The organism is Neptunitalea chrysea (genome assembly GCF_027924145.1).
Classification (GTDB): domain Bacteria; phylum Bacteroidota; class Bacteroidia; order Flavobacteriales; family Flavobacteriaceae; genus Neptunitalea; species Neptunitalea chrysea.
On the sequence record NZ_BRVP01000007.1, the window covers coordinates 1 to 21884 of the forward strand.

17 protein-coding genes are annotated in these 21884 nt (G+C 33.0%); 3 read left to right on the top strand and 14 right to left on the bottom strand.

The window, feature by feature from the left end:
• Positions 1 to 59: 59 nt before the first annotated feature.
• The 11 genes from NBRC110019_RS06090 to tamL all read right to left on the bottom strand — a co-directional run bounded on the left by NBRC110019_RS06090 (position 60) and on the right by tamL (position 16381).
• Positions 60 to 827: a hypothetical protein gene (locus NBRC110019_RS06090; protein ID WP_281753297.1), complete on the bottom strand. Its 768-nt coding sequence runs from the start codon at positions 825 to 827 to the stop codon at positions 60 to 62.
• A gap of 121 nt (positions 828 to 948) precedes the next feature.
• Positions 949 to 2115 carry a hypothetical protein gene (locus NBRC110019_RS06095; protein WP_281753299.1) on the bottom strand — a complete coding sequence of 389 codons (1167 nt, stop codon included), beginning with the start codon at positions 2113 to 2115 and terminating at the stop codon, positions 949 to 951.
• 241 nt (positions 2116 to 2356) lie between these two features.
• Positions 2357 to 4069, bottom strand: coding sequence for a hypothetical protein (locus NBRC110019_RS06100; protein WP_281753301.1), 1713 nt, complete (start codon positions 4067 to 4069; stop codon positions 2357 to 2359).
• Positions 4070 to 4083: 14 nt separating this feature from the next.
• Positions 4084 to 5310 carry a DUF4249 family protein gene (locus NBRC110019_RS06105; protein WP_281753303.1) on the bottom strand — a complete coding sequence of 409 codons (1227 nt, stop codon included), beginning with the start codon at positions 5308 to 5310 and terminating at the stop codon, positions 4084 to 4086.
• A 2-nt stretch (positions 5311 to 5312) separates the two neighbouring features.
• On the bottom strand, positions 5313 to 8105 hold the full coding sequence (locus NBRC110019_RS06110) for a TonB-dependent receptor (protein WP_281753305.1): 2793 nt from the start codon (positions 8103 to 8105) through the stop codon (positions 5313 to 5315).
• A 39-nt stretch (positions 8106 to 8144) separates the two neighbouring features.
• The gene (locus tag NBRC110019_RS06115) at positions 8145 to 8858 is read right to left on the bottom strand and encodes a hypothetical protein (protein ID WP_281753307.1); all 714 of its coding nucleotides are present in this window, start codon (positions 8856 to 8858) and stop codon (positions 8145 to 8147) included.
• 167 nt (positions 8859 to 9025) lie between these two features.
• On the bottom strand, positions 9026 to 11173 hold the full coding sequence (locus NBRC110019_RS06120) for a polyribonucleotide nucleotidyltransferase (protein WP_281753309.1): 2148 nt from the start codon (positions 11171 to 11173) through the stop codon (positions 9026 to 9028).
• A 137-nt stretch (positions 11174 to 11310) separates the two neighbouring features.
• Entirely contained in the window at positions 11311 to 11580 is a 270-nt protein-coding gene (gene rpsO / locus NBRC110019_RS06125; RefSeq protein WP_281753554.1) for a 30S ribosomal protein S15, read from the bottom strand.
• Positions 11581 to 11785: 205 nt separating this feature from the next.
• Positions 11786 to 12643 carry an acetyl-CoA carboxylase, carboxyltransferase subunit beta gene (gene accD, locus NBRC110019_RS06130; protein WP_281753311.1) on the bottom strand — a complete coding sequence of 286 codons (858 nt, stop codon included), beginning with the start codon at positions 12641 to 12643 and terminating at the stop codon, positions 11786 to 11788.
• 66 nt (positions 12644 to 12709) lie between these two features.
• The gene (gene fbaA / locus NBRC110019_RS06135) at positions 12710 to 13777 is read right to left on the bottom strand and encodes a class II fructose-bisphosphate aldolase (protein ID WP_281753313.1); all 1068 of its coding nucleotides are present in this window, start codon (positions 13775 to 13777) and stop codon (positions 12710 to 12712) included.
• 51 nt (positions 13778 to 13828) lie between these two features.
• A complete protein-coding gene (gene tamL, locus NBRC110019_RS06140) occupies positions 13829 to 16381 on the bottom strand; it encodes a translocation and assembly module lipoprotein TamL (RefSeq protein ID WP_281753316.1) in 2553 nt (850 codons plus the stop codon).
• Between the two features lie 48 nt (positions 16382 to 16429).
• On the opposite strand from tamL, the gene NBRC110019_RS06145 reads away from it, so the two are divergent.
• Positions 16430 to 17152 carry a TrmH family RNA methyltransferase gene (locus NBRC110019_RS06145; RefSeq protein WP_281753318.1) on the top strand — a complete coding sequence of 241 codons (723 nt, stop codon included), beginning with the start codon at positions 16430 to 16432 and terminating at the stop codon, positions 17150 to 17152.
• Positions 17153 to 17180: 28 nt separating this feature from the next.
• Here NBRC110019_RS06145 and porT read toward each other — a convergent pair whose 3' ends face one another.
• The 3 genes from porT to NBRC110019_RS06160 form a co-directional block, all read right to left on the bottom strand.
• A complete protein-coding gene (porT, locus tag NBRC110019_RS06150; RefSeq protein ID WP_281753320.1) occupies positions 17181 to 17891 on the bottom strand; it encodes a type IX secretion/gliding motility protein PorT/SprT in 711 nt (236 codons plus the stop codon).
• A 5-nt stretch (positions 17892 to 17896) separates the two neighbouring features.
• Positions 17897 to 18625, bottom strand: coding sequence for a bifunctional demethylmenaquinone methyltransferase/2-methoxy-6-polyprenyl-1,4-benzoquinol methylase UbiE (ubiE, locus tag NBRC110019_RS06155; RefSeq protein WP_281753322.1), 729 nt, complete (start codon positions 18623 to 18625; stop codon positions 17897 to 17899).
• A 128-nt stretch (positions 18626 to 18753) separates the two neighbouring features.
• Entirely contained in the window at positions 18754 to 19947 is a 1194-nt protein-coding gene (locus NBRC110019_RS06160; protein ID WP_281753324.1) for a pyridoxal phosphate-dependent aminotransferase, read from the bottom strand.
• A gap of 313 nt (positions 19948 to 20260) precedes the next feature.
• Here NBRC110019_RS06160 and rsmG point away from each other — a divergent pair, with 313 nt between their 5' ends.
• Both rsmG and NBRC110019_RS06170 read left to right on the top strand, forming a co-directional pair.
• Entirely contained in the window at positions 20261 to 20890 is a 630-nt protein-coding gene (rsmG, locus tag NBRC110019_RS06165; RefSeq protein WP_281753326.1) for a 16S rRNA (guanine(527)-N(7))-methyltransferase RsmG, read from the top strand.
• Positions 20891 to 21135: 245 nt separating this feature from the next.
• Positions 21136 to 21852 carry a hypothetical protein gene (locus tag NBRC110019_RS06170; RefSeq protein WP_281753328.1) on the top strand — a complete coding sequence of 239 codons (717 nt, stop codon included), beginning with the start codon at positions 21136 to 21138 and terminating at the stop codon, positions 21850 to 21852.
• Positions 21853 to 21884 lie beyond the last annotated feature (32 nt).

Consider the following 21884-nt stretch of genomic DNA (forward strand, 5'->3'; position numbering starts at 1 on the left):
ATAATTCTAAGTAATTATTGTTTTGATAGGTATTTAACGGATTTTCCGTATAGCCTACGTTAATAATACAGAGCACCTGAATAAGAATTAGAATTATCTCCTATGTTTTCAAAATCGTCGGTGTCATCTGTTACGTTTTCTATTACTACGGAATCAAATAGTGCTTTGGATATGCCGTATATGCCTTTATGTAGCTTAGGTACATTTATTATTTCACCTCCTTTAATTTGTAAAGGATAGCGTTTACTAGCTGGTGTTATACTAATGTTATTGACACTCCCTGTGTCATTATCATCAAGACTTATTCCTGTGTTATTACCCTTAGTGTCGTTTGTGAATATAACTGTATTTCCGTTGGCACTACCAGTATTGAAATCGGTTAATGTTCCGGATAAATTACCGGTACCTACATAATTAACTGTTAGGTTTTCAAATACGCTTGCTACGAATTGCGCTGTTACATTATATGGTGCAGTATATGTTAGTCCTGCGAGAGTTATCGTTTCACCATTTTGAAGATCTGAAAATGTTACTTCTACTAATTCAAATAGTTTAATTCCTGTGGATCCGCTAATAAAAGCTGCTCCTGCTCTTGTATTGTTCCTACTATGAATATAGGGATAAGGAGTAGGCATGTTAAGAACTACATAAGAAGGTACTATATTTTCAATTGTACAATCGGTAAATTTTACACCACCGGCATCTGAGTAAAAGCCATAGTTGAAGCAATTTTTAGCTACACAATTTTCAAATTTAACATTGACTTTTTCTCTTTGACTTATGATGGAGCCATTTGTAACTGCTTCACTTTTGTTTTCAGTTAACATTTCTATAGAAAAGCCACCTCCGGCGTTAACACTAGCATTCTTTATACCAAGTATCGGATTGTATTCAGGGTTATTACTGTCTGCGTATATAGAAGCAGATGTGTTGTTATTTCCACAATTTTCAGAAGTACATAGCTGAATTCCCCTGAATGGATAACCCTAAATCGTCGCAGTCATGAAAATAGCAATCTCTAATGTAGATTTTTGAGTCTTCCGGTAATAGTGTTTCGTGCCATCCGCCTACGGTAATACCGTTATCACCAATTGATTTACTTGCTTCACAATTGATAATTTCGACATTATTAGCAATTACACTGGTACCATGAATTGAATTGGTAAAATGTAAATTTTTTAGGACTGCATGTCCGCAATAGTGAATTTTAAAAATGAATTGAGTTGCCGAACTATTGTAATTTATATTATTCAGTGTAAAACCTTCATAATAATTTCCATTGAAGGTGTTGTTGAGATCATCCCAGCTTCCATCAATGATGGATCTGTTTGTTTTTTCATATTGTGATGTTTTTAATTTAGAAGTACCGATTATTGTTAAACTATTGCAATTAAGGAAATAAAATAAAGAATGATCTTCTACTGAAAAGTTTTGGTTTTCAATAGAATTTTCGTCGTATGGTTCTTTTAATGTTACGGTACTCATGTTTGCCTTGATATCTGCACCTAGCATGATATTGATATCAAATCTTTTATTCTTTATTTTTATAGGTCTAAAGGTTAAGTCATTTACTTGTATATTACTAAATGAAAAAACATTTACGGCGACTCCTCCTTTAACGTAAGCAGGAAACAATAGAGTTACTTTTTTAAGCTGAGATAATCTTTGAAACCAGCTATTATCAAAGATATTTTCGAAGTTTAATGAATTTTCATGACCCATACTTAAATCATTAGGAATCAAATTATATTTTGCTAATGTTAATGGTAAGTCCGTAACATCTAATATTAAGTTATTTTCTCCGAAAGGTATTGCATAATAGATGTTATCAAGTAGTTTTAATCCATGCTGGTATGACCCATCAACATAATAGATGTTGCTTGATGATATGGAACCATTATAAAGCTGACCACTCTCAAAATGTAAAATTGTTCCTGTAGTGTATTTTGGAATTTTAATAGTATCGCTATTAAGGTTGAATGTATCTTTTATAACAATGACGTATCCGGATAGTGTGTCTATATTTGTTTGATGAAATTTAAAATCAGTTGGTAGTGTAATATAGCCTTTCCGTTCATAGCTTGCAGTATAGTCAACTTTACGATAATCTGGCAAAAAGCTGAATTTATATTCTAAACCATTCGAGATAAGTTGTTCCGTTGCTGAATGTTATAGGGGTGAATGTAGAAACAGCGTTTGATATTAAAAGCTGGGCGAAGAAAATGTATCAAAAATATGAAGTGAAGCTATTCAAAATGATGGGATGTTAGTGTTGTAACTTTAAAAAAAAACAAAACCTATAAAGTTAACTTTATAGGTTTTGTTTTTTATAGTGTTTGATGATTACTTCAAACTATTAAAAATCCTGAGAAGGAGTTACCTTAATCGGTTTCATATAAGTTACATATTTTCCTTCTTTAGTAAACCCTTTCAATTCAATCATAAATTCACCTGATATATCGGATGTAGTGAAGGTTAAATCTTCTTTAGCTATATCTGATATAGAATTCCATAGCAATTGGTATCTGTAGTCAGGAATTCTTGAATTACTTGTTAAAGAGTACTTGTTTAAATAGTACTTTTTACTATCGGCAGTACGTTCATAAGTAAAGGTAGAAACATTAAAAATATCACTATGCTCTTGGATGTAGTTACCGCTAAAAGTTTCAATAGAAGCAATTCCGTTATAGATGTCCTTACCTATAATGTATCCTCTGTTTAGTATGGTTATTTTTTTAATATCTCCAACAGGTATTTCAAATAGTGGATTTAAATCTTTTACTTGTATCCCATCAACTAAAACTAAAGTTTCGCCGTAGTACGATCTGTTTTTAACATTGTTATAATCTCTTAAGTGTATTTTATAAATATCTTTTCTTTTGGTTGTGTACATTTCAGGGATCAACTCTAGAATTACCTCCTCAAGATTTTTCAGTTTGGTATAATCTGAAAGTAGATATTCTTTCCCTTCTCCAAAAAAATTCTGTTCTTTAGTAAGATCTAAAATGGTATCCTTCTTAACCGAATAATAAGCATTTTCTATCTGATTGCTAAGAGATCTATTTACAATAGCATCCTCGTATTTCATTAATAATGGTAATTTACTAGAAATGGTAACAGGACTGTTGTATTGATAAATAGGGTCTAGGGTAAAGGTTACCTCACTAGTTGTGTTTAAAGGTTGTATAACCACTTCTGTAGAGGGGGTATTAGCATCTAGGGTCACATAAAATTTACCTGTTTCATTTGTTTTAGTAATTCCACTGAAAAATTTTTCTCCTGGTAAACTAACACCTACTAAAAATCCGGCTACACTGTTAGGATCTGTATCATTAGTAAGTTTTCCTGATAATAGCTCTCCTCTTAATTCAGGTAGATATGTTGCTTGGCTTAAGTTTAATTGAGAATCAATTGACCTAGCATGTTCTAGCTGGGTTCTAAACGCAGGTGTCTCAGGTGTTGGTAGTTCTTCCATTTTCCTAACAGAAATAGAATAGCTGCCGCCTTTAAGGATATCTAAATAAGAATCATTTATTGTAAGCGCAACAGTTTCTCTGTTGTTGTATTCATGTTTAGGTAATTTAAAAGCACTAGCATTATGCACTTCAGGAATAGCCTCTTTTTCAGTTAGTGTATATTGTTCTGATGCAATATCACTAGATTGATATGGATTGATAATGTATATCTCAGTTTTAAAGATGCTCTCATTAAATGGGGGGTTAAGCATCCATTTTGTATAGCCTACAAGTTTATATACTCCCGATTTTATATCTGTAGGGATTAAGTAATCACCTAAACCAGCGCCGTTTATTAAATTAACTTTTTGTTGAAAAACACGTTGTTGCTTAGCATCTATTAGTTCTATATAGCCTATTTTACTAAAAGAACTTAGCTTATTGCTATTTACATCATAGCAGTAAAATTTGTAATAAAGTTGCTCTCCGGCTAAAACCGTACTAGCATTACTGTGAATGTAAACTGTTTCGTTTATGGCTTTATTATTTTGGGCAAATAATGCCAAACCAATAAAGCAGCAAACTGTTGTTATAATAACTTTAATTTTGTTCATAGTAATTAGTTTTATTAGTCAACCCAAAATTCTGGAGCTACGTTAGATCCTAATGTTGTACAATCTCCACAAGCAGCAGGTACCATAGTATAGATGTCGCCCTCTACTTTGTATAATACGTGTGATCCTTGCTCTATGTAGCTTAGCAAGACATAACCATCAATCTCACCGGATTCTCTGTCGAATTCAGTACCATCAAGTTCTATTTCATCACAATCTGAATAATATGGAGGTAAATCTTCATTAGGGTAGTAATCCTCATAATTAAAAAATGTTCTTTCGCTTTCAGTAACAGTAGCCACATCGAAAATACCAATCACTTTTTGTGAAGAATTGGTTTCGTTTGTAATATTTCCTTTCACAAAACCTGGTTGTATAGGAGAAAGTGTACTGTTGCTACTAGATGTGTTTTTAAGTCCTTTATAAAAACTGAAAGCAGTTGCATTATGCACAAACTGTTTAGTTTTAATACAGTATCTGTAACTCATGATGTAACTATCATTAGGAATAAACCTTATTTGCATATCATTTATATTATCAGATTGTTGTGTATCATCAAATTGGTTTAAAATGATGTTTTCGCTGTATTGAGTTCTATAGCATGTTCTTGACTCACCCTCTCTATATGTCCATTCAAAACTAGGTGTAGGGTCAGCTGGAGGCCAGTGGTACTCATAGTAAAAAGAGGCTTTCTTATCTGACCATTTAGGAGCTATAATCTTAAACGTTTCTTCATATGTGTATCTAAGTAGTTTAGAATCTGGCGAATTAGTAGATAAACTAATTTGTATACCATCTGTGCCAGATACTTCTTTTCTTTCTATGGTTAATCCTGTCATTTCTGCTACAGGAGCCATTTGTACATCTGTACTTGTAAAGGTATCACCATTATAATCAATATGTAGGGTGTAATTTACATCTGCAACAGGTAAAAAGGCAATGTCCGAAATATATTTAGTAGAACCAGCATTATAAGAAAAAGTATAATTATCTCCAGAATCACTTGTAATGTATACTTCAGCGGTGCTAACGTACTCTGTAGAGTCATCACTACCTAAGGCTGCGGTTTTTGATAAAGTAATCTCATGCTGTTTGTTTTCATTTGTAATAATAGCTTCAACAACAAGTAAATCTTCATAAGTGTCATTTAAGTCTACTTCATATTTTTCTGTACATGCAGTAATCATTAGTGCTGCACATAAGAATAAAATACCTCTATTTATGAATTTCTTTTTTAACATTTTTAGAATTTAAAGTTATAAGTAATCGTGGGAACAGGTATTGAGAAAATAGTTGTTTTATATGCTTCGATGTTTCCGTCTTCAGTTACAAAGAATACAGAATAAGGATTGTTACGCCCTAGTACATTGTAAACAGAAATATTCCAGAAACTATGGCTGAATTTTTGAATTTTATGATTTCCTTCAATATTTATACCAAGATCCAATCTATAGTAGTCTGGAATTCGATACTGGTTTCTGTCGCTATAAAATGCATATTCACTATTTCCGAATTGAAATGCTCCTGCCGGAAAGGTGATTGGTCTACCTGTTTGATAAATAAAATTAGCAGATAAACTATATCTACGAGAGAATTTATAGTTTAATACTAAACTGAAATCATGTGGCTTATCAAAGTTAGCAGGAAAATATTCGTTGTTATTTATGATTTCTTCAGAATATGTGCTGTTAGATCTTAAAAAAGCACGTGAATACGTATAACCAATCCAACCATTTAAGTCACCTTCTTTTTTCTTAAGTAAAAACTCTACACCGTAAGCTTTACCTTCTCCTTGGAAAATTTCGGTTTCTATGTTTTCATTTAATACTAATTCTGCCCCAACTTTGTAGTCTAGTATATCGTCCATTTTTTTATAGTATCCTTCTAAACTAACTTCGTAGGTGTTGTTTTTAAGTTCTTTATAGAAGCCAAGGGATACCATTTGAGCTGATTGAGGCTTGATGTTCAAGTCAGAAAGTTTCCATGTGTCTGTTGGAGATTGAGTGGTATTACTAGAAAGTAGATGAATATACTGGTTGTTTTTGTTATAACTTAATTTGGCAGATAAATCATCAGTTATATCATAATTTAACGAAGCTCTTATTTCTAAGCCAGTATATGTTTTTATAAATTCATTGTCATCATAGGTAATAGTTTCTGATACAGTAGCATCATTTTTAGGCATGTTGTCTTCGTAAATACGCTGCGTTGAAGGGCCTAATACATTAAACATAGAGAAGCGTAATCCTGCAATGAAAGATAATTTATCGTTTATTTTATAGTTGTCAGAAATAAATGCAGCTGATTCAAGTGCCTTTTCATCTTCCACATCTAAAGGATCCATATTGCTATTTTCTCCTCCTTTTGGGTCTAAATAACCAGGGTCGGTATTATATAGTTTAGAGGAAATACCATAGATGAATGAATGTTTATCGTTTAAATCGTAATCCATTTTTAATTTTACCATGGTCTCATTTAAACTGTAACCATATTCAAAGTCATCGGCACCTCCTTGTTCAAAGTCTATGTTTAAATCGTAATTACTATGTGTTACAATTAAGCTTCCAGAATGTTTGTTATTAAACTTATGATTCCATTCTACAGAGAACATTGCATTACGATATGTATATAAAGAATCGTATGTAATGTTATATGCATCATGACTATAGTAACCAGTCGCTTTTACCGTGTTGTTATCGTTAATGTGATCATAGTATTTTAAGATAACATCATAGAAACTGGCACTACTATTATTTAATTCATCACTATCTAAAGATTTTAAAATCCAGTCAGAATATGTAGCTCTTCCACCAATAGTTAAACTAGAGCGCTCTTTTTTAATAGGCATGCTAAGCATTAGCGTACTAGTTACTGGACCAATACCACCTTCCCCTTCAAGTTTATTAACATTTCCGTTTTTAGTTTGAATGTCAAACACAGAAGATAAGCGTCCTCCATATTGGGCAGGGATATTACCTTTATAAATGTTAGCAGATGCAATAGTATATGGATTTAAAGCACTAAAGAATCCGAAAAAATGAAATGGATTATATATGACTCCATTATCTAAAAGAAATAAGTTTTGGTCAGACTTACCACCTCTAACATTAAAGCCAGCAGAACCTTCTCCAACAGTTTTAACCCCAGGCATAATTGTAGCTACTTTAACAATGTCTCTTTCTCCTAAAACCATAGGGATGTTTTTCACATCTTTAACATCAATTACAGTAACACCCGCAATTTCCTTTCTAATTTCTTCACTTTTGCTAGTAGAAACTACAACTTCGTCTAATTCTGTTATACTCTCAGATAATACAAAGTCTCTTGTACCATTGTTATAAAGTATAATTTCACTTTTAATAGTTTTAAAGCCTACAGAAGTTATTTCAATATTGTTTACTCCTGATGGTAATTTTATAGCGTATTTACCGCTAAGGCCAGTAACACTTGTGTGTTTATTATCTGGTGTTCTTACCAATACATTTGGTATAGGATCGTTAGTTTTACCATCTGTAATAATCCCAGAAAGCGTATAATATGCATTCTTATTGTTGTTACTTTCTTTACCAATAAATTCTGTTTTGGTAGTAATTACATTGTTGATTTTAGTTTTGGGTTCTTCTTCTGCAACATTAGCAATAAATACTGGTTTAATAAAAGAATCTTCCTCTTGTTCATTTTGCGAAGACGTGGTATCATCTACAAAGAAATTTGTTGGAAGCTTACTGTATATTCTTCTATTTTGGGTTAAAACAATATTATTGTCCTTAATAAAGTAGTTCAAATTTGTTTTATCCAATAAGTCAGCTAAAATAAATTTAACCGTATTATTATAGTTCTTCGTATATTTTAAAGAATCAATGTCTGTCCAATTATCTTGATAAAAGAAATGATAATCGGATTTAGCTTCTATTTTTGAAATAGCCTCCTTAATAGTATTTTGCTTAAGTTGGATTGATATTTTGGTACTATCTGCCTGACTATATAAACTTTGAGCACATAGTATACTTATGAAAATTAATAAATATTTCCTCATATTAAAAGAAACCGTCTGAGTTTAGGTTAATTGTTGTTGTTATTCAATGATTGATGTTGCTAGCTCTTTCAAGGTAGCCAAATCATCTGTTGTTTTACTGGTACCAAAAGCATTGAGGATATGGGCTTCTTTAGTGGGGAGTAGGGTAGTCCAGTTTTCTTTTTTTGTTGCGTCATATAAGTTTTCATTACCATCTTTAATTAGGTAAAACTTATAATGTAATTTATAATCTTGATATACGTCAGAACCTTTAATGTATTCATTTTTAGTTTTATAATATTTTACTAGAAATGACACGTTATCTATTAATTCTATAGTATCATAAAAACCTACAATATCTTTATGTGTAGTTTTTCCAGTTAAATTTTTTAAATGGATACCTTCTAAATTTACAGATTCTATATTAGAAGACACTAATTGAATAGCAATATTAGATCCGGTATTTTTAGGTTTAACTATTATAAAGTCATTGTAAAGATCATACTTTATTGGGTATCCATAGAAAACACTATTGTTATATATTACTTCAGCATGTTTATAATCTGAAAATAAATACCTGTCTGTTTCTAAAAGTAGGTCATCATCTTTAAAGAAAAGACCACTGTATATTTTTAGGTTTGTTTCACCTAAAATATGATCAAACTGTTTATAAGTTTGATTCTCATCTTGTGCACTCACTAAGCCACTGCTTCCTGTTATCAAAACAATAGCCAAAAGTAACTTCCTAGTGGGGGATGTAAAATTCTTTAGCATACAATAGTTGGTGTTTATAAAATAGGGATGAAATGTACGATATTCCTTAATTTTTATTATGTTTTTTATGTTAAAATTCAACAATATTGGGTGAGTTAGTCTAAAAACAAGATAAAAAAAGCATCATGTTGAATGATGCTTTGAATATTTGCTAAAACTATAAATTACTATTCTTCCTTTTTCTTAAAAGGTTTTTTTTCTGGTCTAGGAGGTCTTGGTAATAAAGCTTTTCTGGATACTTTAGGTTTTCTAGTTTTAGGATCGATGCCAATGTATTTTACTTCAATTTCATCACCTAAGTTAACCACATCGGTAACATTATTAGTACGCTCCCATGCTAATTCAGATATATGTAGTAAAGAATCTTTGCCTGGTACAAATTCTATAACAGCCCCAAAGTCTAAGATTTTAACCACTTTTACTTTATAAGTTTCCCCTTCTTTAGGAGTAAACGTAGAAGCTTCAACAGATTTGATAGCTTTTTCTATTCCTTCTGGAGAAGTACCTAATATTTCAACAATTCCATAATCATCAACCTCTTCAATAACAACAGTTGTTCCAGTTTCTTCTTGAAGTGCTTGGATGTTTTTACCACCTGGTCCGATAATAGCTCCAATAAATTCTTTAGGAATTTGAACTTTGATAATTTTAGGAGCATGAGTTTTCACAGTATCAGCAGCGGCTGGTATAGTATCTGTTAACTTGTTAAGTATGTGCATACGTCCTTCTTTGGCTTGATTAAGAGCGTTCTCTAAAATTTCATAAGAAAGTCCTTTAATCTTAATATCCATTTGACACGCTGTAATACCATCTTCGGTACCTGTAACTTTAAAGTCCATGTCGCCTAGGTGATCTTCATCTCCTAAGATATCTGATAAAACCGCATACTTATCACCATCGGTAATTAATCCCATAGCAATACCAGAAACTGGTTTTTTCATTTGAATACCTGCATCTAATAATGCCATAGTACCTGCACAAACGGTTGCCATAGAAGAAGAACCGTTAGATTCTAATACTTCAGAAACTACTCTTACTGTATAAGGACAGTCAGTAGGAATCATATTTTTTAAAGCTCTCTGAGCTAAGTTACCGTGACCAACTTCTCTACGAGACGTACCTCTTAAAGGCCTTGCTTCTCCGGTAGAGAAAGGAGGGAAGTTATAGTGTAAGTAGAACTTCTCTTCACCTTGTTCGGTAGGAAGATCAATTACATTAACCTCTCTAGAAGTACCTAAAGTAACAGTAGCTAATGCTTGAGTTTCCCCTCTGGTAAATATAGAAGAACCATGTGTAGAAGGTAAATAATTTACTTCACACCAGATGGGTCTGATATCAGTTGTTTTTCTACCATCTAAACGGATGTTTTCATCTAAGATAAGATTTCTAACCGCTTCTTTTTGAGTTTTACCAAAGTACTTACCTATTAAGTCGCCATCTTCTTCTAGCTCTTCTTCAGTAAATAAATCTTTACAAGCTTCTTTTACTTCAGCAAAACGCTCTCCACGTTCTTGTTTACCAGTATCATCCTTTGCAATAGTATAACATTTCTCGTATGCAAAGTCATTAATTTTCTGAGCCATTTCTTCATTTTCTTTCTCAGACTCATACTCTCTTACAGGTTTAACACCAACTTTTTCAGCTAAACGTTTTTGGGCTGCACACTGAACTTTAATAGCCTCATGAGCAAATTTAATTGCATCGGCCATTTCTTTTTCAGACACTTCCATCATTTCACCTTCAACCATAGCAACAGAATCTTCAGAGGCACCAACCATCATGTCGATGTCTGCTTCAGCTAGTTGCTTAGCAGTTGGGTTTACAATAAATTCTCCGTCTACTCTAGCAACACGTGCCTCAGAAATTGGATATTCAAAAGGAATATCAGAAAGGGCAATACATGCAGAAGCAGCTAACCCTGCTAATGAATCTGGCATTACGTTTTCGTCATGAGACATTAATTGAATCATCACTTGAGTTTCTGCGTGATAGTCTTTAGGGAATAAAGGACGTAACACACGGTCCACTAAACGCATGGTAAGGATTTCCTGATCGCTTGGACGAGCTTCTCTTTTGAAAAAACCTCCAGGGAAACGACCTGCTGCAGCAAATTTTTCTCTATAGTCTACAGTTAATGGTAGGAAATCTATTGATGGGTCGGAAGTTTTAGCAGAAACAACTGTCGCTAATAACATGGCATTACCCATGCGTACTACTACCGATCCATCTGCTTGCTTTGCTAATTTTCCTGTTTCTAGGGTAATGGTTCTTCCATCCCCTAATTCAATAACTTCTTGTTTTACTTCAGGAATCATAAATTTTTTAATTAATTAAACAATGGGTGTTGTGTTGTTGTGTAGTTGTTGTGAACCCAATGAAAAACTAATGATCTTCAGCTTTTTATAAATATTATTGGCAAATAAAAAAAGAGGCACGAAGCCTCTTTTTATGATTATTTTCTTAATCCTAATTCTTTGATAATTGCACGATATCTTTCAATATCTTTATGCTTCAAATAATCTAGTAAGCTTCTTCTTTTACCTACTAGCTTCACTAATGAACGCTCTGTGTTATAATCTTTACGATTTCTTTTTAAATGCTCAGTTAAGTGATTAATTCTGTGCGTAAATAATGCAATTTGTCCTTCAGCAGAACCAGTGTTTGATTCAACACCACCGTGCTTTTTGAAAATGTCTTCTTTAACTTCTTTAGTTAAATACATGCCAATATTATTTAAATGATTTTTATGTATTGATAAGTCTTTCTTATCAAGCTGCAAATGTAATCATATTTTTTAATATTGATTGTAGTTTTTGATTTTTTATTAAATCTAAGATGAAGTTGTACAGCTTAATAGAAGCTTGTTTATGCTTAGTTAATTTACCAATAAAAAACCCCTGATAACAGGGGCTTAAATATTTTTATGATTAATTTCTTAAAGGTAGATTTTGAATTAAATCTATATATAAATTAATCTTATCTTTTAACTCTCTTCTGTGAACAATATGGTCTAAGAAACCATGTTCTAATAAAAACTCTGAAGTTTGAAAACCTTCAGGTAATTCTTTTCCTGTAGCTTCTTTAATTACACGCGGACCCGCAAAACCAATTAATGCTCCAGGTTCTGCAATATTAATATCTCCTAACATAGCATACGATGCTGTAATACCTCCGGTAGTTGGGTCGGTACATAAAGAGATGTATGGTAATTGTGCTTCTGCTAGTTGTGCCAATCTAGCCGAAGTTTTAGCCATTTGCATAAGAGAAAGTGCAGCTTCTTGCATTCTTGCTCCACCAGATTTAGAGATTAATAAAAATGGCATTTTATGATCTAAGGCATATTTAATACCTCTTGCAATTTTTTCTCCAACAACACTTCCCATAGAACCACCAATAAAGGCAAAGTCCATACAAGAAATAACTAAATCTTTTCCTTTAGATTTACCTACGGCTGTTCTAACCGCATCATTAAGTCCGGTTTTAGCCTTAGCATCTTTAAGACGATTTACATATTCTTTAGTATCTACAAACTTTAACGGGTCTTTAGAAACTATTTTTTCATTAAGTTCTTTAAACTCGTTATTATCAAAAAGTATTTCAAAGTACTCTTTACTTCCAATTCGTACATGATAATCATCTTCAGGACTTACATAATAATTTTTAGCAAGTTCATCTGCTTCAACAATTTTACCTGTAGGAGATTTATACCAAAGTCCCTTTGGTGTGTCCTTTTTCTGCTCAGTAGCAGTTTGAATTCCTTTTTCTGTTCTTTTAAACCAAGTCATATAAAAAAATAAAGCGCTGAATTATAATGTTATACATAATTCAGCGCTAAATTATAAAAAAATATCTTATAAAGTATCGATATTATTTAAATCTTCGAAGGCTTTTTTAAGTCTTGCACTAAAAGTTTTTTCACCTTCTCTAACCCAAACTCTTGGATCATAGAACTTTTTATTTGGTGAATCAGCACCTTCAGGGTTTCCTATTTGACCTTGTAAAAAGTCTGTCTTCTCAGCCATATAATCTCTGATACCTTCTAAGTACGCGTATTGTAAATCAGTATCAATATTCATTTTAATAACTCCGTATCCAATAGCTTCTCTAATTTCTTCTACTGTAGAACCAGAACCACCGTGGAAAACAAAATCTACAGTATTTGCAGGTACATTGTATTTTTCAGTAATGTACTCTTGAGAGTTTTTAAGAATTTTTGGAGTAAGTTTTACGTTTCCTGGTTTGTAAACACCGTGAACGTTACCAAAAGCAGCAGCGATTGTAAACTGAGGGCTTACTTTTAAAAGCTCTTCGTAAGCAAATCCAACTTCTTCTGGTTGTGTATATAATTTAGAGCTATCAATGTCTGTGTTATCAACACCGTCTTCTTCACCACCTGTAACACCTAATTCAATTTCAAGTGTCATTCCCATTTTACTCATTCTTTCAAGATATGTTTTACAAATCTCGATGTTTTCTTCGATTGGTTCTTCAGAAAGGTCAATCATGTGTGAGCTAAATAATGGTTTTCCAGTTTCAGCAAAGTGTTTTTCACTTGCGTCTAACATACCATCAACCCATGGTAAAAGTTTTTTAGCACAGTGGTCTGTATGTAAAATAACAACAGCTCCATACGCTTTCGCTAATTCATGAATGTGTTTAGCTCCGGCAACAGCACCAGCAACGGCTGCTTTTTGATCTTCGTTAGAAAGACCTTTACCAGCGTTAAATTGCGCACCACCATTTGAGAATTGAATAATTACTGGAGAATTTAACGCAACAGCTGTTTCCAATACAGCATTTATTGTGCTAGATCCGATTACGTTTACTGCAGGTAAAGCAAATCCTTTTTCTTTGGCAAGTTTAAAGATTTCTTGTACTTCTTTACCGGTAGCCACACCAGGTTGAATGTTATAACTCATGAGTATGTATTTTAATTTATGTTACATACAAATGTAATAAAATTTAGGGGGCTAGAAAGGATAATTAATACCAATATTAAGGACAGCATTATTAAAATTGATATTTGTCAGCCATCTTCGATTATATGCCAATGCAGGATCGTAAACTTTAAATCCGGTGTCTAATCTAAAAACAAAAAAGCCAAAATCATATCGAAGTCCAATTCCCGATGCAAGGGCAATATCTCCTAATGATGATATACTGTTAAAGGAAGAGCTATCATCTTCTACATTATCTAGAAAATTCCAAATGTTTCCTGCATCTGCAAAAAGAGCTCCCTTAATGCTTCCAGCAATAGGAAAACGATATTCGAGGTTAAAGGATAATTTTAAATTGGCTTCATTAAAGTCGTTTACAGAGCCAGAGCTTCCGGGACCTAATGAGTAGGCTTGCCAACCACGGTTGTCGTTAGATCCTCCTGCAAAATAACTCCTAGAAAAAGGGATGCTTGTAGAATTTCCAAACGGAATTGCTACTCCGAAAAAGCCCCTGAAAGCTAGTACTTTATTTCTAGAGACTTCAAAGTATTTAATGTAGTCAAATTCAGTTTTAGCATATTGCGAATATTGTACACCAAACAACAAGTTTTTGTCGTCACTTGTTTTTTCAAGATTTGCAGAGTTAGCAATAAGTGATAGTAAATTTCCAGCTAATTCAAATTTTGTTCTGAATAGGTAAAAGTTATTGTCTAGTAGTCCTCTACGACTATTTATGGTGTATGTAATGTTTGATGCAACAATAAGGTTATTGTCTGTTAAACGTTCTTTACGCTCATTAATACTTCTTATGTCTTCCCGATCATCAGAGCTAACATTTATTTGGTTTGCTAATGCATCTGTGATAAAACTATTAGCTCCTGTTGGGATAGATAAATTATCACTTTCATTAAGGTATGTGTCATCTAAATCATAATCTTGAGCAATATCATTAAGTCTGCTATAGGTGGTTTGGTAAACATTAAAAAAGTTGTCAATATTTACATTTTTAATGTACTGAATGTCTAATAATTCCAATCCTACCTTTTTTAAGGATGTAGGGTGCCAGTTGTAAGCCAATGAACCATCAAGTGTTCGTTTGTCTAAACCAATATTTTGTTGTACGCTCGATCCAACGGAGAATACCGTTGTTGGAATCATACTTTTGGTAATCCACTTATCTGTATTTAATGGAAAAAATATGCGAGGGAAATTTAATTTAACATCGGCACCTATTTCTGAGATATTAAAAAAGCGGTCGTTTTCTGCAGCACTTTTTTGTGAACCAAAGGTACTGCGCCCTGATATTTTCAATGTTTCGGCTCCTCTAAATACATTTCTGCTAATAATAGATCCCATAAACGATATACCAAAATCTTGAATGTTGGAATGTGATAAATCAACATCTAGTACGGCTGTAAACTTTTTTAATGGCGTTAGGTAAATGTTATTTATAAGCTTTGTTTGTGTGCTGTCTGTTGGTTCGTATGTGTAGTCTATGTTAGGGTACTTAAAAGTATTTAAGTTGCTAATTTGACGATATGTATTGGTGCGGTCAATATCTCTATAAATAGCTCCTTTCTTGGCAGCGATAACATTGGTTAGTGTTTTTAAAGAATACCTTAGTTTTTTAGAGTAGTATATTGTGTATCCATTATAATTAATAGTGTCTAGTTCATAGTAGTTGTCCGAAAACGAATAGTCTGCATAGATGTTAATTTTATCTATGGTATGAACCTTGTATTCCTGTTGTGTAATACTGTCGCCATTACGCTCGGCGTAATTATTTATAATTAGTTTTACGGGCATTTTATAATCTTTATGCTCCATAACTGTGTCTCTTAGAATTAGGTATTCAATAGAGTTTTGCTGAAAGTTATAAATACCTGAGTTTCTAAAGATAAATGTCAGACGGTCTCTTTCTTTCTGAAAATTTTCTAAATTGTATTGGGCTCCTTCTTTAATAAATGAATTTCTTTTGAAGCGCTTAAAGATAGAGTCGATTTGAGGTGATGCTACTTCTCTGGAAATGGAATCTATGTAATACGGTTTTCCTCTTTCAAGGATATAATCCACTTTCCCTTTTTTCTTTTTATTTTCGAGGGGTTTTATATTGTATGTAACATCGGCGTTAAAATATCCTTTGGTATATAAATAGGCTTTTAATTTATCCGATGTCTTTTTTGTTTGCAGGTTTTGAATTATAATAGGGGCTTCGCCTGTTTTTCGTAACCAATTCTGGAAATTTATTTTAGTTTTAGTCCACTCAATCAATTGTTTTTTAGAAAGTATATTTTCGGCAAGCGTGTTCTTTTTTAGCGTAGTGTCTAATCGGGCTAAATAAATGGAATCGGACTTAGGTTTGGCAATGTTGTAAATATGCAAACCAAGCGGAAACCCTAAAACATTACTGTTAGGGTTTTGGTAATACAGCCCTTCCATATTAATATCCTTAATTGGTTCGTTGTTTTCTATAAGGGTATTTTTGGTGAGTAGTAGTTCACCATTAGGTACTCTTTTTACAACATTACATGAACCAAGTAAAAATAATAAGACAATTACTGTTATTTTTGCCAGAAGCGTTTTCAATAACTAAAGCGTTTTTGTGAAATTTAACTTCAAAAGTACATTATTTACATGGTTAGTAAAAACCAAATAAAATTAATAACGAGCCTTCAGCAAAAAAAGTTTAGACAAAAGAACAGATTATTTGTTGCAGAAGGCGTAAAGGTGATAAATGAGTATTTGGAAGCCGGTTTTCAGTTAGCAAATTTGTTTGCTATTAAAACCGACTGCTTTCCGGATGATGTTGATGTTGTAATTATTTCTGAAACTGAACTTAAAAAAATAACTAGGTTAAGTACTCCTAATGTAGGGGTGGCATTATTTCGAATTCCTGAAGAAAAATCGATAGTAGAGCAGGGGCTTATAGTTGCTCTAGATGGGGTTAACGACCCAGGGAACTTGGGTACAATTATTCGTTTGTGCGATTGGTTTGGAGTTGAGCATTTAGTTTGTTCTGAAAATACGGTAGATTGTTATAACCCTAAAGTTATTCAGGCAACTATGGGTTCGTTGAGTAGGGTAAACGTTGTTTATGCAAATTTGGAAGACTTTTTAACTGAAACGTGTTTACCTTCTTTTGCTGCCGATATGGGGGGTGAAAATGTATATGAAATCGAACTTCCTAAAGAAGGGGTTTTGGTAATGGGTAATGAAGCAAATGGGCTAACAGATGTAGTGACTAACTTAATAACTACGATTTTAGGGATTCCTCGCTTTGGAACAATTCAAAAAACGGAAAGCCTTAACGTAGCTATGGCAACCTCTATACTTTTAAGTGAATTTAAAAGGAGGTAGTTAAAAAAGTAAATTTAAAAGCAATTCCTTATTCAAAGGTGAAGTTAATAAAAACACCTCTAGTTTTCATGGTGTTTATATTGCCAGTCCATGGGCTGTCAGGATCTATGTCTTTAACCATTTCATTATTCAAAGCAAAGACTCCTCTAATAGAAGGAGAGAATTTGAAAGTAGGGGTGTAGAAGTCTATACCAAAGCCAATCTCATAATAATAGGTGTTTTTCTTCATTCTAAAAACACCGGCGCTATTATCATCAATACTGTTTTCTTTACTGCCTAAGTTTAAAGAAGTTGAAAATCCACCTACTAAATAAGGTTTAACATTACCCCATCTTTTAGCACTTGCTTTTAATAATAAAGGCACATGTATATAAGAAGAGTTTGTTTCTCTAATAGCGTCATCACCTAATAAAGCAGGATCTTGATAGTTAAGAGTTCTTTTTGTGTAATATAATCCGGGTTCTAATCTAAGATCTAGATAATCGCTCAATCGTAAGTTACCTATTAAACCTACATTAAATCCCATTCCGGCATCTACTAAGGTTTCACCGCCACCTTCAGGTGTTTGATTGTAGTTGAATAAAAAGTCGTACTTGTTAAAACCTAAATAATATCCCCAATGTACAGCTTGATTATCAAAATCAGGTAATTGCTCTACTACTCTGTGAGTTCTGTTTCTTTGAGCAAAAGAGGTTGTGATGCATCCTAAAAGGATTATAATTAGCAAATTACGTTTCATATAAATTATTTCATTGCTACATAAATGGTAGACACCCCCATCGTTTGAGGTTTATCTTCTACATCTATAAACCCAATTTTCTTCAAAATATTGTTGAAGTTTTCTCCATAAGGGAAAACATTTGCAGATTCAGACAAATAAGCATAGGCTGTTTTATCTTTAGAAAAAAGTTTTCCTATAATTGGCATTATATTTTTGGTGTAGAAATGATACCCTTGTTTAAAAGGAGTTTTTGTAGGAACTGAAGTCTCTAAAACAACAAAAACACCTCCTGGTTTTAATACTCTGTAGATTTCTGATAATCCTTTCTCAAGATTTTCAAAATTTCTAACACCATAAGAAACTGTAATAGCGTCAAATTCATTGTCTGTAAACGGAAGATCTTCACTATCCCCCAACATCATGTCGATAGTTTTCGATAAGTTTTCTTCAGCAACTTTTTTTTCTCCAATGGAAAGCATTCCCGGAGAAATATCTAAGCCAATAATTTTTTCTGGTTTAGTGTTAGCTAGGGCAATGGCTAAATCTCCTGTGCCTGTTGCTATATCCAATATTTTTTTTGGATTATTTTTATTAACAATGGCAACTACCTTTTTTCTCCATCTAATATCTATTCCGAAAGAAATTACACGGTTTAAACCGTCATATGTACCAGAAATGTTGTCAAACATTTGGGTTACCTGTTCTTTTTTACTTAGCTCGGAATCTTTATATGGTTTTATTTTTTCAGACATCAATCTCTCAAAATTTGGGCAAAGATACATAATGATTTATGAAACAAATCACAAGTAAGATTATTTTAGAGGAAGCATAAAAAAAAGCTGCCCATCGGGCAGCTTTTTAATTTCTTTTTATAAGTGTATTAAGAAGCTAGTGCTTCTTTAATTCTTTTAACAGCTTCTTTTAGTTCTTCTTCTGCTGCTGCATAAGAAATTCTAATACAGTCAGGATTACCAAAAGCTTCCCCGGTTACTGTAGCTACATTGGCTTCTTCTAATAGGAATAATGAAAAGTCAGAAGCATTTTTAATGGTTTTTCCTTTTAGTGTTTTTCCAAAGAAGTAAGAAATGTTAGGGAAAATATAGAAGGCACCTTCCGGTACATTTAATTGAAAACCTTCAATTTCTCCTAGCAATCCTAATACAAGATCTCTTCTTTCATGAAACTTGTCAATCATAAATTTGATTGAACTTACCGGAGCTTCAAGTGCAGCAATGGTAGCGCGTTGTGCAATAGCATTAGCACCGCTTGTCATTTGTCCTTGTATTTTAATGCATGCTTTTACAATAGCTTCAGGAGCACCAATGTATCCAACTCTCCAACCAGTCATAGCAAATGCTTTAGAAACGCCATTTACCGTTATGGTACGATCAAACATTCCGTCTATACTTGCAATACTTGTATGTCCTGTTTCTGTAAAGTTAATATGCTCGTATATTTCATCGGACACTACAAAAATATCAGGGTGGTTTTTAAGCACTTCTGCTAACGATTCTAACTCTTCTTTACTGTAAACAGACCCACTTGGGTTACAAGGAGAGCTAAACCACATCATTTTTGTTTTAGGGGTAATAGCTGCCTGTAGTTGTTCTGCAGTCATTTTAAAATCGGTTTCAATAGAAGTTTTAACCTCTACCGGTACGCCGCCACAAAGCTTTACAATATCACTGTAACTAACCCAATAAGGAGCAGGTAAAATAACTTCATCACCTTCGTTAATAATAGCTAATGCTATATTAGCTAATGATTGCTTAGCCCCTGTAGAAACAAGTATTTGGTTTAGACCGTATGTTAAACCATTATCTCTTTTAAATTTGTTTACAATAGCTTGTTTTAAATCTCCATATCCATCAACAGGAGAGTAGCTGCTGTAATTTTGATCTATAGCCTCTTTGGCTGCATCTTTAATGAAATCTGGAATGTTAAAGTCAGGCTCTCCTAAACTTAGTCCAATAATATCTTTTCCTTCTGCTCTAAGCTCTCTGGCTTTGGCTGCCATGGCAAGCGTAGCTGATGTTGCCATGTTCAAAACTCTTTCAGATAAATGCTGATTCATTTTTATAGATTACAAATGTTTTTAAATTATACTACTAAGGTCAGGCACTTCCTTTCCTTAAGATGATTATGATTTTTAATGTATTTTAAAGTTTTATTCTGATTACAATCTAAAATAGATTGGTGTTAAAACAGTGAAAATTTTATTTAAAAATAAATCCAATGCTTTCGGTTTTTTATAAAACTCTTGTTGAACAAAACATAAAATACTAGCTACAAATGTACTAATTCTATTTAGGTGCTTACATTTTTTCTATATAAATATCTATTTCATTTTGGTTACTTTTGTTAAAAAATCAACTATAGCCCAGTGTATGGATATAATTTTAAAATACTTCCCAGATTTAACTGCAAAACAAATAGAACAATTTGCACAATTGGAGACTCTGTATAAAGAATGGAATGCAATGATTAATGTAATTTCCAGAAAAGATATTGATGAATTGTATATAAGGCATGTGTTACATGCGTTAGGAATAGCTAAGGTACAAGCTTTTAAGCCCGGAAGCCATGTAATGGATGTGGGTACTGGTGGAGGGTTTCCAGGGATTCCATTGGCAATTTTATTTCCTGAGACCGAGTTTTATTTAATTGATGCTATTGGTAAAAAAATTAAAGTAGTACAGGCGGTAGCAGATGCTATTGGGTTGACTAATGTAACGGCGGTACATGGTAGAGCGGAGAAAGTAAAGCAACAGTTTGATTTTATTGTAAGCCGAGCGGTGACCAATATGCCCGATTTTGTGAAATGGGTAAAGGATAAAATTAAGAAAGAATCGGTACATGAATTAAAGAATGGAATTTTATATTTAAAAGGAGGAGATTTGTCTGAAGAACTTGCAGTGTATAGAAATGTTCAGTTGTTTGATTTACCCGATTACTTTGAGGAAGACTTTTTTGAGACCAAAAAAGTGGTGTATCTGCCATTGAAGTATAAGGGGTAGAAACTGCTAATCTATAGTATAGGGAATATTCTTTTTGTTAACTGTACTGTATGGTAGTTTAACAAAAAAGCCCTAAAGACTTTTTTGTTTTTCATGAGATAAGCTTGATTGGTTGATGATATTGGTAAGTGTATTAAAGAATTACGTAAGAAAAATATTAGTGAATGCTTTAAAAAGGTATGGTTTTTTATTTTATTTATCAATGAATAAAACCAACCAATGAAACGAATTGTTACTATACTTTTATGTTTTGTGCATTGTCTCTTTCTGCACAAAAAGGAAAATTAAATAAAGCAAAATCTAAATTAAATAAAACTTCTGAATCGTCTGGTAGTGGTAAATCTGATAAAGGTAGAGATGGCGACGATGGTGATGGTAGTGGTGGTGTTCAAACAGAACTGCTGGTAAGGTCTATTGAGCTTGTTTTTGAAGGGGTGTGCTATGTTGTTGGCCCCGCTTTTTTTGGGGAGGCTAATTGGACGGACTTGAATATATATCCGTACTATGATGGTGTGCCAGGAGAATATACAGGATGGGTAGAAACCGATTCTTTAGATGGTTTTTCATCCGATCAAGTATATGAGTACAAAAAATCGGATCTTAGAGCTAATCTTAATTATTTTTCTGGGGGTTCGGTAAATGGTTTTCAGACTAAAATTGATTTTAGACCTTTTTTTTTAGTGGGGATTGATGTAAGTTATAGTCACTGGTATGAGGATATATTAGAAGATAATGTAGAGCTAGATATTTTTAGTATTATGGCGAACTACTATAGAGTGCGAACAAAATATGTAACCGGTTGGTGGGGGTTAGGATATACTAGAATAGCGAACGATGTTAATAAAGGTGGTTTTGCTTATCGGGCCGGAGTGGATGTTTTTCCTGTAGATCCTATAAGTTTTAGGATGTTGTTTAAGCAGAGTTTTATTAATGAAACGTATCTGAACGAATTGCATGTGTAAGCAAAGTATCATATGAAACGTTTAGCGCCTTA

Bases quoted from the DNA above. Each gene is read 5' to 3' on its own strand.
- NBRC110019_RS06115 (WP_281753307.1), bottom strand. From the start codon at position 8,858: ATGCTAAAGAATTTTACATCCCCCACTAGGAAGTTACTTTTGGCTATT.
- NBRC110019_RS06090 (WP_281753297.1), bottom strand. From the start codon at position 827: ATGTTAACTGAAAACAAAAGTGAAGCAGTTACAAATGGCTCCATCATA.
- NBRC110019_RS06105 (WP_281753303.1), bottom strand. From the start codon at position 5,310: ATGTTAAAAAAGAAATTCATAAATAGAGGTATTTTATTCTTATGTGCA.
- NBRC110019_RS06100 (WP_281753301.1), bottom strand. From the start codon at position 4,069: ATGAACAAAATTAAAGTTATTATAACAACAGTTTGCTGCTTTATTGGT.
- ubiE (WP_281753322.1), bottom strand. From the start codon at position 18,625: ATGTCTGAAAAAATAAAACCATATAAAGATTCCGAGCTAAGTAAAAAA.
- NBRC110019_RS06145 (WP_281753318.1), top strand. From the start codon at position 16,430: ATGGTTAGTAAAAACCAAATAAAATTAATAACGAGCCTTCAGCAAAAA.
- NBRC110019_RS06160 (WP_281753324.1), bottom strand. From the start codon at position 19,947: ATGAATCAGCATTTATCTGAAAGAGTTTTGAACATGGCAACATCAGCT.
- rpsO (WP_281753554.1), bottom strand. From the start codon at position 11,580: ATGTATTTAACTAAAGAAGTTAAAGAAGACATTTTCAAAAAGCACGGT.
- NBRC110019_RS06110 (WP_281753305.1), bottom strand. From the start codon at position 8,105: ATGAGGAAATATTTATTAATTTTCATAAGTATACTATGTGCTCAAAGT.
- accD (WP_281753311.1), bottom strand. From the start codon at position 12,643: ATGACTTGGTTTAAAAGAACAGAAAAAGGAATTCAAACTGCTACTGAG.
- fbaA (WP_281753313.1), bottom strand. From the start codon at position 13,777: ATGAGTTATAACATTCAACCTGGTGTGGCTACCGGTAAAGAAGTACAA.
- porT (WP_281753320.1), bottom strand. From the start codon at position 17,891: ATGAAACGTAATTTGCTAATTATAATCCTTTTAGGATGCATCACAACC.
- rsmG (WP_281753326.1), top strand. From the start codon at position 20,261: ATGGATATAATTTTAAAATACTTCCCAGATTTAACTGCAAAACAAATA.
- NBRC110019_RS06170 (WP_281753328.1), top strand. From the start codon at position 21,136: ATGTTTTGTGCATTGTCTCTTTCTGCACAAAAAGGAAAATTAAATAAA.
- NBRC110019_RS06120 (WP_281753309.1), bottom strand. From the start codon at position 11,173: ATGATTCCTGAAGTAAAACAAGAAGTTATTGAATTAGGGGATGGAAGA.